At 28.9% G+C, this 14,895-nt stretch carries 14 protein-coding genes; 4 read left to right on the top strand and 10 right to left on the bottom strand.

From position 1 onward, the window contains the following. Positions 1-77 precede the first annotated feature (77 nt). The 7 genes from AACQ14_RS10565 to AACQ14_RS10535 all read right to left on the bottom strand — a co-directional run bounded on the left by AACQ14_RS10565 (position 78) and on the right by AACQ14_RS10535 (position 9,580). On the bottom strand, positions 78-1,355 hold the full coding sequence (locus tag AACQ14_RS10565) for a glycoside hydrolase family 125 protein (protein WP_339363550.1): 1,278 nt from the start codon (positions 1,353-1,355) through the stop codon (positions 78-80). 170 nt (positions 1,356-1,525) lie between these two features. Continuing rightward, a complete protein-coding gene (locus AACQ14_RS10560; RefSeq protein ID WP_339363549.1) occupies positions 1,526-2,368 on the bottom strand; it encodes a carbohydrate ABC transporter permease in 843 nt (280 codons plus the stop codon). Then, positions 2,365-3,270, bottom strand: a complete 906-nt coding sequence (locus AACQ14_RS10555) for a carbohydrate ABC transporter permease (RefSeq protein WP_339363548.1) — start codon at positions 3,268-3,270, stop codon at positions 2,365-2,367. The genes AACQ14_RS10560 and AACQ14_RS10555 overlap by 4 nt, the downstream gene beginning before the upstream one ends. 117 nt (positions 3,271-3,387) lie before the next feature. Further along, the gene (locus AACQ14_RS10550) at positions 3,388-4,668 is read right to left on the bottom strand and encodes an ABC transporter substrate-binding protein (protein ID WP_339363547.1); all 1,281 of its coding nucleotides are present in this window, start codon (positions 4,666-4,668) and stop codon (positions 3,388-3,390) included. Between the two features lie 112 nt (positions 4,669-4,780). Next, positions 4,781-6,376 (bottom strand): response regulator transcription factor, encoded by a 1,596-nt coding sequence (locus tag AACQ14_RS10545; RefSeq protein WP_339363625.1) that lies wholly within the window; start codon positions 6,374-6,376, stop codon positions 4,781-4,783. A gap of 23 nt (positions 6,377-6,399) precedes the next feature. Beyond that, on the bottom strand, positions 6,400-8,181 hold the full coding sequence (locus tag AACQ14_RS10540) for a cache domain-containing sensor histidine kinase (RefSeq protein WP_339363546.1): 1,782 nt from the start codon (positions 8,179-8,181) through the stop codon (positions 6,400-6,402). A gap of 331 nt (positions 8,182-8,512) precedes the next feature. Further along, on the bottom strand, positions 8,513-9,580 hold the full coding sequence (locus AACQ14_RS10535; RefSeq protein WP_339363544.1) for a branched-chain amino acid aminotransferase: 1,068 nt from the start codon (positions 9,578-9,580) through the stop codon (positions 8,513-8,515). A 376-nt stretch (positions 9,581-9,956) separates the two neighbouring features. Between AACQ14_RS10535 and dinB the strand changes: the two genes are divergently transcribed. Both dinB and AACQ14_RS10525 read left to right on the top strand, forming a co-directional pair. After that, positions 9,957-11,144, top strand: a complete 1,188-nt coding sequence (gene dinB / locus AACQ14_RS10530; protein WP_339363543.1) for a DNA polymerase IV — start codon at positions 9,957-9,959, stop codon at positions 11,142-11,144. Positions 11,145-11,359: 215 nt separating this feature from the next. After that, entirely contained in the window at positions 11,360-12,409 is a 1,050-nt protein-coding gene (locus tag AACQ14_RS10525) for a hypothetical protein (protein ID WP_339363542.1), read from the top strand. A gap of 113 nt (positions 12,410-12,522) precedes the next feature. Here AACQ14_RS10525 and AACQ14_RS10520 read toward each other — a convergent pair whose 3' ends face one another. Further along, positions 12,523-13,056, bottom strand: a complete 534-nt coding sequence (locus AACQ14_RS10520) for a DUF2812 domain-containing protein (RefSeq protein WP_339363541.1) — start codon at positions 13,054-13,056, stop codon at positions 12,523-12,525. Next, positions 13,049-13,384, bottom strand: a complete 336-nt coding sequence (locus AACQ14_RS10515) for a PadR family transcriptional regulator (RefSeq protein ID WP_339363540.1) — start codon at positions 13,382-13,384, stop codon at positions 13,049-13,051. The genes AACQ14_RS10520 and AACQ14_RS10515 overlap by 8 nt, the downstream gene beginning before the upstream one ends. A 196-nt stretch (positions 13,385-13,580) precedes the next feature. Between AACQ14_RS10515 and AACQ14_RS10510 the strand changes: the two genes are divergently transcribed. Both AACQ14_RS10510 and AACQ14_RS10505 read left to right on the top strand, forming a co-directional pair. After that, complete coding sequence (locus tag AACQ14_RS10510) at positions 13,581-13,709, top strand: hypothetical protein (protein WP_339363539.1); 129 nt, start codon at positions 13,581-13,583, stop codon at positions 13,707-13,709. 55 nt (positions 13,710-13,764) lie between these two features. After that, positions 13,765-13,923: an alpha/beta fold hydrolase gene (locus AACQ14_RS10505; RefSeq protein ID WP_339363538.1), complete on the top strand. Its 159-nt coding sequence runs from the start codon at positions 13,765-13,767 to the stop codon at positions 13,921-13,923. Positions 13,924-13,996: 73 nt separating this feature from the next. On the opposite strand, the gene AACQ14_RS10500 is transcribed toward AACQ14_RS10505, so the two are convergent. Beyond that, positions 13,997-14,833: a MerR family DNA-binding transcriptional regulator gene (locus AACQ14_RS10500; RefSeq protein WP_339363537.1), complete on the bottom strand. Its 837-nt coding sequence runs from the start codon at positions 14,831-14,833 to the stop codon at positions 13,997-13,999. Positions 14,834-14,895 lie beyond the last annotated feature (62 nt).

Here is a 14,895-nt window from a genome sequence, read left to right as displayed (position 1 = left end):
CCACTTAATAAAACCCAATAAATACTGTACTCCAGCATTTATTGGGTTTTCCACATTCTCATTAATAGTGATTATCACTATATTTTTTTTAATATAAATTCACAAAAAAGACTATTTGCCCATGCAAACCAGGGTCTTGTAAATTCATATGGATTATTGCAGTTAAATCCCTCATGCATTAATCCTGTATCCCCATCTGTTTGTTCCAAGGTATTTAAAATATCATTAATCTCTTGTTTGTCATTTGATGTAAGCCCCTGCATAATTAATCCTATATGCCATATATAATTCTTAGGTGTATGTGGACTACCTATACCTTTTGCTACTTTGCCTTCATAAAACCAGGGATTTTGAGTACTTAATATAAATCTTCTTGTATTCTGGTATATGGAATCATCAGCTTTTCTGTATCCAAGATATGGTATAGAAAGAAGGCTAGGTACATTAGCGTCATCCATAAGATTATAATTTCCAAATCCATCTGTTTCGTAAGCATATATTTTTCCATATTTAGGGTGATTATATATACCATAGGTATTAATTCCATCTTCAATCTCATTTCTTAACTTTGATGCCTTAGAAGCTAAATAGTCATCTCCATATATAGTTTTAGCTAATTCTTCAATATATTCAAGAACAACTACTGCAAACATATTGGAAGGTATGAGATAGCCAAAAGTACATGCATCATCACTTGGCCTAAATCCAGACCAAGTCATTCCAGTATAGTTTACAGGCATTCCCCTGCCTTCATTTCTCAAAGTATCTGTCTTGGGACAGTTAAATCTTTGAAAACGATAAGGTGACCTATCAAGATGTCTCTGCTCAATAGTCCACAACTCTAAAATAGAAAAAATGGTATTTTTGAAATCCTTATCAAAAATAGATGTTTTTCCTGTAGTCTTCCAATAAAGATAAGCTAACTGTAATGGGTAACAGAGAGAATCAATTTCGTATTTACGCTCCCAAACCCAAGGATTTAATTCTGTTTTATCAATATCCCAGCATTGATTATTAGGTTCTTCATTGAAGGCATTGGCATATGGGTCAATTCTAATGTACATCAGCTGCCTTCTTATTAATCCTTCAATCATCTTTTGTATTGAAGGATCAGATGAAGCAAGGGGTAAGTAGTGTCTTACTTGAGCAGATGAGTCTCTTAACCACAGAGCTGGAATGTCCCCAGTAAAAATAAAAGTGGTTTGGTCTTCTAGAAATTTTGTAGTTGTTTCTATAGTATTTCTATAACAATTCTCGAACATATGTAAGATTTTAGACTTTGTATTCAATTTAGGCTTTAATTCCTTTATTAAGCTATTTAATGATTCATTGATTGATTCTTGAATTGCTTTCAAAACATCACTCCTAATTAATTGGTCATATAAATTATATTAAACATAGTATACTTTAAAGGTACTTGGATATTTCTTATACTTCATCTATTTTTTATTAAAATAGCAAGCCCTAAATATCTTTAGAGCTTGTATTCATTTTATTCTAATCAAATTAGGTTATATATATTTGATTAACCTTTAATAGCTCCACTTGAAATTCCTTTTATTATATATTTTTGCATAAATACATAAAATACAACGAGAGGAGCAACTCCTAATACCATCATTGGGAAGAAATTGGTCCAATCAATGGAAAACTGTCCTATATTTCTATAAACTTCCTGTAATATAACATCTTTTTTTCTCGATTGCAAAAATAGTAAAGGCGTCAAAAAATCATTCCAAATATTCAATGAATTTAATATAACAACTGTGGCAATTACAGGTTTAAGTAAAGGAAACGTTACTTTCCAAAATATCTTAAATATACCACATCCATCTATAGCAGCTGCTTCTTCCAGTTCATAGGGTATAGTACTTATAAATCCCCGAAACAAAAATACTGCAAATGGAACATTTATGAATATGTCTATTAGAATTACTCCCGTCAATTTATTCATTAATTTTAATGATATCATTAATTTATATATTGGAATAATAGCCATTTGATATGGAACCATAATTCCTGTTAAAAAAATGAAAAACAAAACTTTATTTAATTTGTGTTTTCTCCTTGCTATGGGATATGCTGCCATTGATGAAAGCATAACTACACCAAATACAGCCGTACCTGTAATAATTAAATTATTCCTAAATACTCTTGGATATTGCATCAAATTCCATGCCTTTACATAAGAATCAAAATTAAGAGCAGAAGGTAATGCCATTGGATAGGCGGTTGCCTGTTCAGGAGTCTTAAATGTTGTAACCACGAGATAATATATTGGTACTAACATAAGTATTGCTAAAATCAATAATATAACTTCTAATATAATTAAATGTACCTTTTTCTTCTTTAATGAACCATTTATCATATTATTTTTTCCTCCCTCCTTATCAAGAATTTTAATAGTATCAATGAAACAACTGCAATAATAAGGAATAATACTACTCCTATCGCTGAAGCATATCCGTAAAGTCCTTCAGAAAATCCACGTTTTATTAATATTGTTATAATCGTTTCTGTTGCATGTCCAGGTCCACCTTGAGTCATTGAAAAAATAATATCAAATACCTTTAATCCCCCTATCATACTAAGCAGGAGATTCACTGTCATTGATGGAGCTAGCATAGGTAATGTAATAACCTTGAATTTCTTCCATCCATTTGCACCATCAATCTCAGCTGCTTCATAATAATCACTAGGTATACTCTGCAAATTAGCTAAGTATATGATCATTGTCCACCCTGTCCATTGCCATATCTGTGTAAATAAAACCGAATACAAAGCAATCTTTGGTTCACCTAACCAATTTACATTATGACCGCCAAAAAATGTTATAACCTTATTCAAAAGGCCATAATCAGTTGGAGCCATAATAAAATTCCATAGATAGCCTACTATCAAACTACTTAGTACCGCTGGAACAAAAAAAACTGATCTAAAAAAATTCTTTCCTTTTATTTTAGAATCAAGAGCTACAGCAAGTGGGATAGCTAGTGTATTATGAAAAAATGTTACTAATAATGCCCATTTAAAGGAATTAAATATACCACTATATACCTCTACATCATCAAGAATCTTATTAAAATTCTGAAGACCTATAAATTTAAAGCTATCGTTATTATAAAGGCTCCAATTAGTTGTACTATAGTAAAAGCTGCACAATACTGGATAGATGAAAAATAAAGTAAACCCAATCAAAGCAGGAAGAAGAAACAGTTCGTATTTTATTTCTTTTTTTAGTACCAAATTATTCTTATATAGTTTTTTCACTGTTATTATCACCTTTTCATCTTATAATTAATTGACTGTAGTAATTATTCAATTGCTACAGTCAACTATATATATGGAACTTAATATTTGAAGCTTATTTATTTAAGTTCAATATATTTACTCTCTATTACTTTTAATTTCCTCTGCTTTTTTATCAATAGCTTTGACAACTTGTTCAATATTTTTTTGCCCAGCTATAAAATCTTGTTCTGCCTTACCCATCTCCATAATAATTGATTGTGCACCAAACCAATTGTTCCATGGACAGTAAACGTTACCAGCCTTAAATGCTTTCGCACAGTCTTCATATACAGGTCCTAATTCAACTTCAACACCCTTTAAAAAACTACTTCCAGATTGTTCTTTAGCCCAAGCAATTTGAATCTCTGGTGTTGAGATATATTCCAAAAACTTAATTGCTGCCTCTTTATGCTTTGTATTCTTATTGATACAAAAAGCTCCACCAGGTCCACCAACTAACCATCCTGTTCCTTCTTTAGAACCTGGAAATGGAAACATACCATAATCCAAGTCAGGATTCTTCTCTTTTAGCGCTACATCTGACCATGGACCTGAATCCCACATTGCAGCTTTTTCAAGTGCAAATTCTTCTAATGCCTGATCATAATCTAATCCTAACATTTCCTTAGTTATATAACCTCTTTCAACCATTATACCCCATTTATCTAAAGCATCGTTCCAATTACCTTCTACTGTTTTCTTTCCACTGTCAAAATCTTCATCAAAATTCTTACCTGCATCAGTTGCATAAAATTCATTTAATAATAATCCCATAGATTGTTTCATCATAGGTTCCCATGATTTTGCCCCCATAGTTTGTGGTTTTATTCCAACTTCTTTTAAAGTTTCATGAATTTGCAACCATTCATCATATGTTTTCGGTATTTCTATATCATTTTCTGCAAATATTTTTTTATTATAAAACACCCCTTCAAACCAAGATAGTTTTGGAATACCATAGTATTTTCCGTCAAAACTAAAGGCAGATAATCCTGTTTCCATATACTTATTGGCTATTGGTTCATTAGTAAGGTCTGTTAAGTAACCAGCTGCTGCAAGATTTTTGACTTGAGCTCCAGCAATAATTATATCCGGACCCTCATTAGCGGCCAATTGAGCATTTAATACATTGTCAAATTGTTTATTATCTACGAATTGATATTCTATCTTAATATTCGGATTATCTTTTCTAAAAGGCTCTAAATAAACTTTTTGCTGACTTTCATTATCCCACCCCATAAGTTTTAAAGTAACTACTTCTTCTGTAGTACCATCTGTAGGTTTGGTACCCTTTTCTCCTTGTTTATTTTGACATCCCGCTAATACAATTGACAAGCAGATAGTTATAGCCAAAATAACGGAAAGACTTTTCTTCATAATTACCCTCCTTGTATTTTTTATTTATTTAAAGGATCCTCTATGTTTTATTATACTTACTAGATATTCAAAAAGAAAGAAACTATGTTACTATTTACAACTGTATATTCTTTTATTGTACAATATTCTTATTTCTGAATTCATGAGGTGTCATTCCTGTAAGCTTTCTAAATGTTTTTGTAAAATAACTTGCATTTTCATACCCTATATAATAAGATATTTCATAATTTTTCATATCCGTATTTTGAAGCAGATTTTTTGCTTTCTCTATTCTATAGCTGGTAAGATAATTCCAGATACTTTCTCCCATCTCTCTTTTGAACATATAACAAAAATAACTTTTACTCACAGAAACATATTCACATATTTCATCTAAAGTTATTGCAGTATTATATTTTAAATTTATGTATTCTTTTGCTTTCTGTATCAGTTTACTGCTTTCTTTTTCTTCAATACTTATGAAATGATTTATTATATCCTTACAAAGATTAATCATATAATCTTTTAGATTCTCTAGAGTTTTATAATTTCTTAATTTTTCTATAGTTATATCATCAACTATATCTAATACTTTTCCATTAACTTTTCCTTGACAGAACTTATGTCTAATCAAAACTATTAATTCATAACAAAAATCATATATTTTATCTGGTTCTATTGTCGCACTATCATTAATCTCTCGAAAAATTTGGGTTAATAGATTTATAGCTTCCAATTCATTATGTGCATTTATATGTTGTAAAAGCATCTTTTGTTGATCAATAAATTTTAACTCTTTTAAATTAAACTGCATATGATTACAGTCATTACTTAAAATAATATTATCTCCTAGATAAAAACGGTATTTTATTAAATCAAGAGTCTCATAATAGGCAGTATAAATCTCGCTAACTCCTACGTGCTTCATACTAATACCAGCAAAGCAATTTATTCCAATCTTCGAAGAAAAATCATATATCAACAATTCAGTTAACTTTTTATACCTATTAAAATTTATATCTTTATAATCCTCATCATAATATCTTATAAGAGCAACCCACTCTCCAAAATATCCTTCCGAAACTATTACATCAATATTCTCATTAGAATTTTTCAAGCTAAGTTCTATAAAATCTGTTATATCATTTATTTCTTCATCCTTAAGTTCACTAAATTTTATGTAATCATTATAAGATAGATTATCTACATTTATATTCAATAATCTATATTCTCTTTGACCAATTCTTGATTCAATTTCTGAAATATTATTAATTCTAGCAATATCACATGGATATAGTAATTGTTTGAAAATCTGCCTGCATTCAATCTTTTTCATGTTTGTAAGTTCTTTCTGTATGTATATATTCTTTTGTATTTCAACTTTTAATCTTTTTACCAATTTATATAATTTTTCTTCATCAATAGGTTTCAATAAATACTCAACTACACCTTGAGCCAATGCTTCTTGTGCATACTCAAATTCTCCATAAGCACTCAATATTATTACTTTTATTTTACTATCAAAATCTTTGACCCATTTTATTAAATCTATCCCATCCATTTTGGGCATTTTTATATCAGTAATAAGTATGTGAGGAGAAGTTCTCTTAATAATTTGTTGTGCATCATAACCATTTTGTGCCACCCCTACTATACTAATATCTAAACTTTCCCAATCAATAATATTTTCTAGTAATTGCAAAGTAAGAATCTCATCATCAACAATCACAACTTTCAAATTCATTCATCCTCTCAAGAATTTATTTGCGGAATAATTATAGTAACTCTTGTACCAATATCTAATTTTGAATCAATCTCTACACCATATAGTTCACCATACTTCAATTTAATTCTCTCGTTAACATTTTTCAAACCAATACTGTTACTTTTATCTTTTTGGCTTGTATCGTTAATATATGATCTTATTCTTTGTAATTCTTCTGATGACATTCCTTTTCCATTATCATCAATTCTAAGGTGTACATTATTATCATGTAGAAATATATTAATAGTTATTAATCCTTTAATATTTTCTTGTAACCCATGAATTATACTGTTTTCTACAATAGGTTGTAAAATAAGTTTCAAAGTTTTATATTGATCTAATTTGATTTCAGCAAGAACTTCATATTCAAATTTATTTGAATATCTATAATTTTGTATTTTAATGTAATCACTGAGGTGTTTTATTTCACTACTTATGTTTACTAATTCATCTGAATTATAGATAGCATATCTAAGCATATTACCAATTAATGTGACTATTTTACTTATATCATTGGTTTTCTTAAATAATGCTAGAGCCTTGACTGATTGTAGAGTATTGTATAAAAAATGTGGATTGATTTGACTTTGTAATGCTTTTATCTCAGCTTCCTTACTTTTCATCTTATATGAATATATATCCCTATTTAATCTATTAATCCTCTCAATCATTATATCTATATTACTGCTTAACATTTCCATTTCAATGGTACTATCATCATAGAGCTTTATATCAAAATCACCACGTCCTATATCTACCATCTTATCAATTAAAAGAGAGATAGGCTTAGTAATCCTTCTTGAAATCAGTATAGATACTATAATAACAATAATTACGCAGATAATAATTAAAATGAATGTAAAACTTTTTATATTATTTAAAGGGTTCAGAATCTCTTTCATGGGAATTATAGATATGATTTTCCATCCAGTTATCTTCGATGTTTTATGTACAATAAGAACATGATTTTTATTATGTTTAGAAATAAACTGCCCACTATCGCTATTTAAATTAGTCAATATATTTTCCTTGAAATCTTCATCAAAAACATAATAGGTGGGATTATATACTAATTCATTATTTTTATCAATAATCAAAAAAAATCCAGTTTTTCCTAGCTCTGCTCCTTTGGTAAGTTCTTTAACATCATTGATATTAAGATTACATAGAAGCATGGCAAAAAATTGTCTGCTTATATCCATATAATCCATAATGGGAATAACTGTTGAAGCAACACTTCCTTCACAATTTGTATCAAGTACATAATAATCTTGTTGATGTATACCCGTAAAACAAACCTTAGCAAATTTATCATCAAATTTTGGAAACCAATCCTGTTCAAAAAAATTATAATCTTCCTTAACACAAGAATTGGAATAGTTATAACAAGTTCCGTCTCGCCTAATAATAATTAAATCTTTAATTCTTAGATTGAATTTCTTAGTTTGCTGCAATACATCGGATATTCTTCTATTATAAAATAAAAGATTTGAATCTTGGCCATTTTCATCTTCTTTTAGTGCGTTAATTATATTATAATTACTAGCAGTTATTTGAGTTAAATTTTTTATTTGACCAAAATAAAGATCTATATTACTACTAGTTTGATCTATTATCTTTTCTGTATTACTTAATATTTCATTTGTTAAAACCTTTGAGAAAAAACTATAACCTATTACACCTATAATACATAGAACAAGAATGAAAATTACTGAAAAACAAAGCATGATATTGCTCTTTAAAGACTTTATATGCAAAAACCTCAACACTTTATTAGCCCCCATATTTTTATTCATGATATATTTATATAAATACATTAACAAATAAACAAACATTAATTTAAGCGAAAAGTTTTTTATACTTCTTTTTTATAATTAAAACAACACAAATAATAATATCATAATGTATATTAAATAACAACTATACTTAAATATTATAATTCAAAAGATATAATCAGTTTTTTTGTAATTATTATTACCATCAATTATTATTGGACAATTATTAATCTTAAAATAATTGTTCAATAATAATAATAAAATACAACATTAAAAAAGAGGGGTTAACCCTCTTTTTTAATTTATATTAATGATTCATTTTCAACTATTTTATTTCCTTTGCCCATCCGAAAGTATCTTCCACATGACCGGTTTGTATACCAGTGATTGTATCATAAATCTTTTGAGATATTTCACCTATTTTTCCATCATTTATACCGATTACCTTACCATCGTAGTTAAGTTCTCCTATTGGTGAAATAACAGCAGCTGTTCCAGTTCCAAAAGCTTCTTCAAGTATTCCTTTTTCTGCTGCATCATAGATTTCTTCTATAGAAAGTTTTCTCTCGCAAACAGGTATATTCCAAGATTTTAATAATTCAATAACAGAATCTCTTGTAACTCCTGCTAATATACTACCTTCAAGAGATGGTGTAATAACTTCTCCATCAATTTTGAAAAATACGTTCATTGTTCCTACTTCTTCAACATATTTTCTTTCTACTCCATCAAGCCATAATACTTGAGAATATCCTCTTTCTTTAGCTTTCATTTGAGCTTTGATACTAGCTGCATAGTTTCCGCCTGTCTTAGCGAAACCAATACCACCTTTTACTGCACGAACATACTCAGTCTCAACCCATATTTTTACAGGATTAATACCTTCTTTGTAATAAGCACCAACTGGACATAATATAACCATGAACATATAAGAATTAGATGCTCTTACACCTAAGAAAGGATCTGTAGCTATGATAAAAGGTCTAATATACAGAGATGTTCCTTTTGGAGTTGGAATCCAGTCTTTTTCTACTTTTATTAGATCGTAGATAGCTTGAAACATATCGTCTTCATCTATCTGTGGAATACATAGTCTTTCATTAGTTACATTAGTTCTGTGAATGTTTTTTTCAGGTCTGAATAAAAGTACTCTGTCATCTTCAGTTTTGTATGCTTTCATTCCTTCAAACATTTCTTGTCCATAATGAAAAACCATAGCTGAAGGATCTAGGGAGATTGGTTGATATGGTACGATTCTTGGGTCATGCCATCCTTTTCCTTCAGTATAATCCATGATAAACATATGATCAGTAAATTTTGTTCCAAATCCAAGATTATTGAAATCTGGTTTTTGCTTTAGGTCTTTGGTCAATTCATATTTAATATTTAGCATTTGAATGCCCCCTTCTTAATAAGGAAAATTTTTTCCTATAATTTCATACTTAAGTTTTAATAACTTGAATATATTCTGTCTTATTTTTAATAATATCATAAAACTATAAAAAATGTCTTGTTACTAATGTATTTTTAATATATAAATGTGTTTAATTCAAAACACTTAACATAAGTAAGTTAAAGCTTAAGTAAATTCATATTTTGCAAATTATTTAAAGTATATTATATACTCATTGATAGGCAAATGCAATATAATATCCAAAACAAAAAATATATTCATTCCACTTCATTTTTATGGTATTATTATATAAGAACATATATTCGGGTGATAATCAATAATAAAATTATATACCCATATAATAAGAGGGATAATTATGAGAACAATACTTCATATTGATATGAATTCTTTTTTTGCTTCTTGTGAGCAGGCTAATGATCCAAGATTGAAAGATGTGCCTTTAATTGTGGGGGGAGATCCGCAGAAGAGACGTGGTATTGTATTAGCTGCCAGTTATGATGCCAAAGCTTATGGTGTGAAAACGGCTATGCCTATTTGGCAGGCTGTGAAGTTATGCCCGGAGGCTACTGTTGTGAAGCCGACACATAATCTTTATAGTAATATATCAAAAGAAATAATGGATATCTTTGATGAATATACTCCTTTGAAACAACAACTTTCAATTGATGAGGCATTTTTGGATATGACTGGGACAGAGAATCTTTTTGGTTCGCCACATGAGGTGGCTATAACTATTCAAAACAGATTACTAGGTGAATTAGATATACCTTGTTCAGTAGGAATATCGTCTAATAAATTACTAGCCAAAATGGCATCTGACTATAAGAAACCCCTAGGTATTACCCATATCTATCCAAAGGATGTAGAAGAAAAATTATGGCATCTACCAGTGGGAGAATTATATGGTGTTGGTAAGAAAACCACTGCAGCACTTAATAAAATGGACATATCTACAATTGGAGATTTAGCTAAATGTCCAATAAGTGTATTAGAAACAATTGTGGGTAACAAATATGCTAAGGAAATCCACAATTCTGCAAATGGTATTGGTAGTAATATCATCAATCCTAATGTAAAGAATAATATGAAAAGCATTAGTAATGAGATTACTTTTTCTTTTGATGTAAGTGATTTGGAGGAACTTAAAAAAGAAGCCCTCCTCTTAGCAGACTCAGTTAGCTGGAGACTTCGGAAACACATTTCGAAGGGTAAAACTATATCAATTAAAATAAAGTATAATGATTTTAATGTCATAACTAGAAGTATTACTATTGAAGAACCTACCGATGTAACTGATACAATTTATAATATGGCATGTAACCTGCTAGCGCATATACCATTAGATAAACCAGTAAGATTGCTTGGTGTTGGTATAGGGAATTTTGGCAATCAAGATTATAAACAATTATCTCTTTTTCCAAATGAAAAAAACACTCAAAAAAAAGAGCAAATTGATAAATTAGTAGATGAACTTCGTGGCCGTTTTGGTTACAATTCTGTCAAAAGAGCTTCTTTAATAAATAGTAAATATATCCCAAAATAACTGTAAATATTTTGCATATTATAGTATTAATTGATTAAAATGTATATTTTTTATCAAAATAAAAAAACTATTGACAATTCAATAACTTTTTTATACAATATTGTTAGAAAATTTAATACAAGGCAATATATTATTTTTAATAATATATTAAAATAGAACTTAATTTTAAACATTGACAAGAATAATGCAGTTATATAGAAAGGTGGATTTTGTACATGAAGTCTAAAATATTACCAATGCAATACCCTGCAATAGCCACTTGGACTTGGCAAGCAGGCATTTTTTCTATATTGCAAGCAAATTGCAATAATGTAGAGTGGATTTATAGTAATTACATACAACTTGTTGCCAACTCTTTCAGTAATACATGTAACTTAGATTTTATACCTCGTGGTGATGATAGTTTTCTCACATGTCCTTTATTATATACACAATTGATTAAACGCAAATTAATTAAATCATTCTGTAACGATTATCTGGAATTTATAAAAACATGCATTGATCAAGATAACTATATTTACATTGTTGTTGATCAAGGATGTTTTTTGAATTATGATACATTACCTCATGATATGATTATATTTGGATATGATGATTCTGAGGAAGTTGTTCATGTTGCTGATTTTACATTCAAAAATAAGTATTCTTTTGAAAAAGTGCCCTATGAATCATTAATCAAATCTATAGAGATGATTAGTGAAAAAAAGGATTTTGTACTTGATTTCAAAGGTGGTGTTTTATTACTAAGTTATGACAAATCATCAGAGTATACTTTTGACACCAAGCTTGTTAGAGATTCTTTTATAGAATATCTTGAATGTGTGGAAACCACTGATAGATTCAGGGCATATAGAATGCCTTGGCGTGGTGAAACTTATGGCTTACAAGTATATGACACAGTTATGGATTTCTTAGCGGATATATATAGGCATAAAAAGGCATTTGATTATAGGTCTATCCACAATATTTATAGCCATAAATTATTAATGGTTAACAGACTGAAATATATGCAGGAAAACTCATATATCCGCAATGCAGAAAATATTATCATAGAATATACAAAACTTAAAGAACAAATGCTGGTCTTAGTTAATAAATTTCTTAAGTGTATGGTAAAAGGTGATGTCAATACCCTTCCCCAAATTGTTGATTCACTTTCAAAAATAAAAAATTCTGAAAAAGAATTAATTACTGCTATTATTCCTAAATTAGTAGTTAAGCAAAGTGATAGAGTTTTTATAGATAAAAGAATACCGCTTATATAATATGTTAAAATATCTTATAATGATTCTTATGGACTGATTGCTCAAGACGTATAATAATCATATATGCTTGTGGATATAGTCCATATTCTGCATTAAACAATTTTACATTCAAATTATTCATGCAGATTCATGTGTTTTTGTATTCTATTAATTTTCAAATACGTCTTTACACCATGTGTAATTACAAATATTAACAGCATTACATATAATCCACTAACAATTTTCAGAAAAGTCCCGCCATCCCATGCTAAATTTATCAAATTGATGGAAGTACTGATTAGTAAAGGTGATAAAGCTAAATATAGATAAAAAATACGTTTAAAGTGCTTTAATCTACTCTTCAAATCAGTAAAAAGTTCAAAAGGACCTTTGTCTTTTTCTTTTCTCAGATATACCCATCTTCCCCATGATGCTACATTCTCTATGTCTGTATCAGCTAGGAAATCCAGATAGTTTCTACTTTCATAACTAGTTGTCATATTTTCCAGTAATTCAATTCTATAAGTATAAGTATTAGGTTCGCCAATTGTGAATATATAAAATAAAAAACAATATCGAAGGAAATGATATCCTTTACTTTCCATTTCATTAAGCCATTTTTCTTCTTTTTCATAATCGATAAAATACCTAAAAGCTAGCTTAGTCATGATTATTACCTCCTAAAATGTCTTCACCCAATTTGGTCAGATGTTGTAAACGCAGTAATTCTTGATTCGCTATATGTAAGCCTTGTTCTGTTATTACATATTCTTTTTTCTTACGGCTAGTACCTTCTTGGTGATATATTTTTATCCAGCCCTTTTTTAGCAAAGTATTGATAGCACCATAGAGGGTACCACTACCTAATTGAACACTTCCGTTACTGATTTCACTAATATGCTGCATAATGCCATAACCATGAAGAGGTGTTTTTAATGTTAGTAAAATATAGAATACAGCCTCAGTTAGAGCCATTCTTTCATTACTCTCTGGCACGATTATACCTCCATTATATATATATATATTAATTTTTTATGTCGTCTGACGACATATCGTTTGATGACACAATTATATCAGTTGCCGACATATTAGTCAAGAAATATTTTTAATTCATATGGGTTGTAAATCTGAGTCAATTTGCTATAATTTGCTTATAATTCAAACTGTGTTAAATTGATTGGAGGAGACAACAATGCACGAAGTTTTCCATTCTCTAGAAAAATGGAAACAAGATAAAATAATAAATTTAGCAATGAAAGTCTTTTCACAGAAACCATATAGTAAAGCATCAACAGATGATATAGCTTTTACAACGATATGAACTGGGTAAGAAAGAATTAACTACAGACTTGGCATCTCACTTATCTAAACTGGAAATGCCAGTTTTAATAGTTAATGGTGAAAAAGATTCTGGAGTTCCATCAAAATATGCCATAAAAGCTAGTAAAGTTATAAAAAATTGTCAGCTACATATTATGAAAGGCTGTAACATTGGGCCCAAAAAGAAAGACCTGAAGAGTTTACTAATATATTAAAAACATTTTTATTGGATAGCTCTATATGATTTCCATTTCATCTCTACTTGGTAAAGCTGTAAGCCTCTATTTATTAAACAATTGGTACTTTTATTTCAACTAAAAACTCATCCGGATTATTGATAATAAATTCATTTATTATTGCAGTTACTACTATATCGCCTCTTATGTTTATTTTATTATCTCTTATGAACTCTTCGATTCTTTTAAACAAATCCCCTTCTGATTCATGTGAACCTTTGTGATAGGCAACTAAACATCTTCCTAATGGATATTTCTCAACATTTTCATCATCCATAAACTTTTTATGTATAGGCAATAATATTTTTCCAGCAAATTCCATCTCCTCTTTATTTGTTCTATTCAGAATGTCATAATTATAAATTAATATAATATCCTTATTATGACCTATCTCGGAATACTTTGGATATCTCTTGGTAAGTTCACCTAATTTTGTCTCAAATTCAAACCAATCATTTGCTGTTTTACATTCTCCAATTACACCATATATATCCTTGCATTCTTTTATCTCTATATTATTACCATTGATTTTATATAACTTACTTTTATCTTCAATTCCTTGTATTATTATTTCCATATCCTTTAGTATTGCTTGTTTTTTTCTTATTTCTTCTTTAAATATGTCTTTTTTATTTTTTAATATACTTATTGATTCTTCTATATCTGTAATTTCCTTGAACTCATACATTTCTTTTAATGTAAATCCAATCATTCTGTAAAATTTTATGCAATCCACATCCATAAATTGCTCTATACTATAATACCTATATCCGTTTTTTTTATCAATAATCTCAGGTGATAACAATCCTAATTTATCATAATATCTAAGTGTTTGTGCATCAATGTCTTTTATCTTGGCTACTTCTCCAATTCTATATTTTTTCTTCATATCATCACTCCTACCGACATTTTATTTATTTTTGCAAAATAACCATTGACCTTATAGTAATA

The organism is Vallitalea maricola (assembly GCF_036985595.1).
In the GTDB taxonomy this organism is placed as follows: Bacteria; Bacillota; Clostridia; order Lachnospirales; family Vallitaleaceae; genus Vallitalea; species Vallitalea maricola.
This window is presented reverse-complemented; position numbering and strand designations above follow the sequence as displayed.

Bases quoted from the DNA above. Each gene is read 5' to 3' on its own strand.
- AACQ14_RS10535 (WP_339363544.1), bottom strand. From the start codon at position 9,580: ATGCTAAATATTAAATATGAATTGACCAAAGACCTAAAGCAAAAACCA.
- AACQ14_RS10510 (WP_339363539.1), top strand. From the start codon at position 13,581: ATGCACGAAGTTTTCCATTCTCTAGAAAAATGGAAACAAGATAAAATA.
- AACQ14_RS10520 (WP_339363541.1), bottom strand. From the start codon at position 13,056: ATGACTAAGCTAGCTTTTAGGTATTTTATCGATTATGAAAAAGAAGAA.
- AACQ14_RS10550 (WP_339363547.1), bottom strand. From the start codon at position 4,668: ATGAAGAAAAGTCTTTCCGTTATTTTGGCTATAACTATCTGCTTGTCA.
- AACQ14_RS10525 (WP_339363542.1), top strand. From the start codon at position 11,360: ATGAAGTCTAAAATATTACCAATGCAATACCCTGCAATAGCCACTTGG.
- AACQ14_RS10505 (WP_339363538.1), top strand. From the start codon at position 13,765: ATGCCAGTTTTAATAGTTAATGGTGAAAAAGATTCTGGAGTTCCATCA.
- dinB (WP_339363543.1), top strand. From the start codon at position 9,957: ATGAGAACAATACTTCATATTGATATGAATTCTTTTTTTGCTTCTTGT.
- AACQ14_RS10500 (WP_339363537.1), bottom strand. From the start codon at position 14,833: ATGAAGAAAAAATATAGAATTGGAGAAGTAGCCAAGATAAAAGACATT.
- AACQ14_RS10560 (WP_339363549.1), bottom strand. From the start codon at position 2,368: ATGATAAATGGTTCATTAAAGAAGAAAAAGGTACATTTAATTATATTA.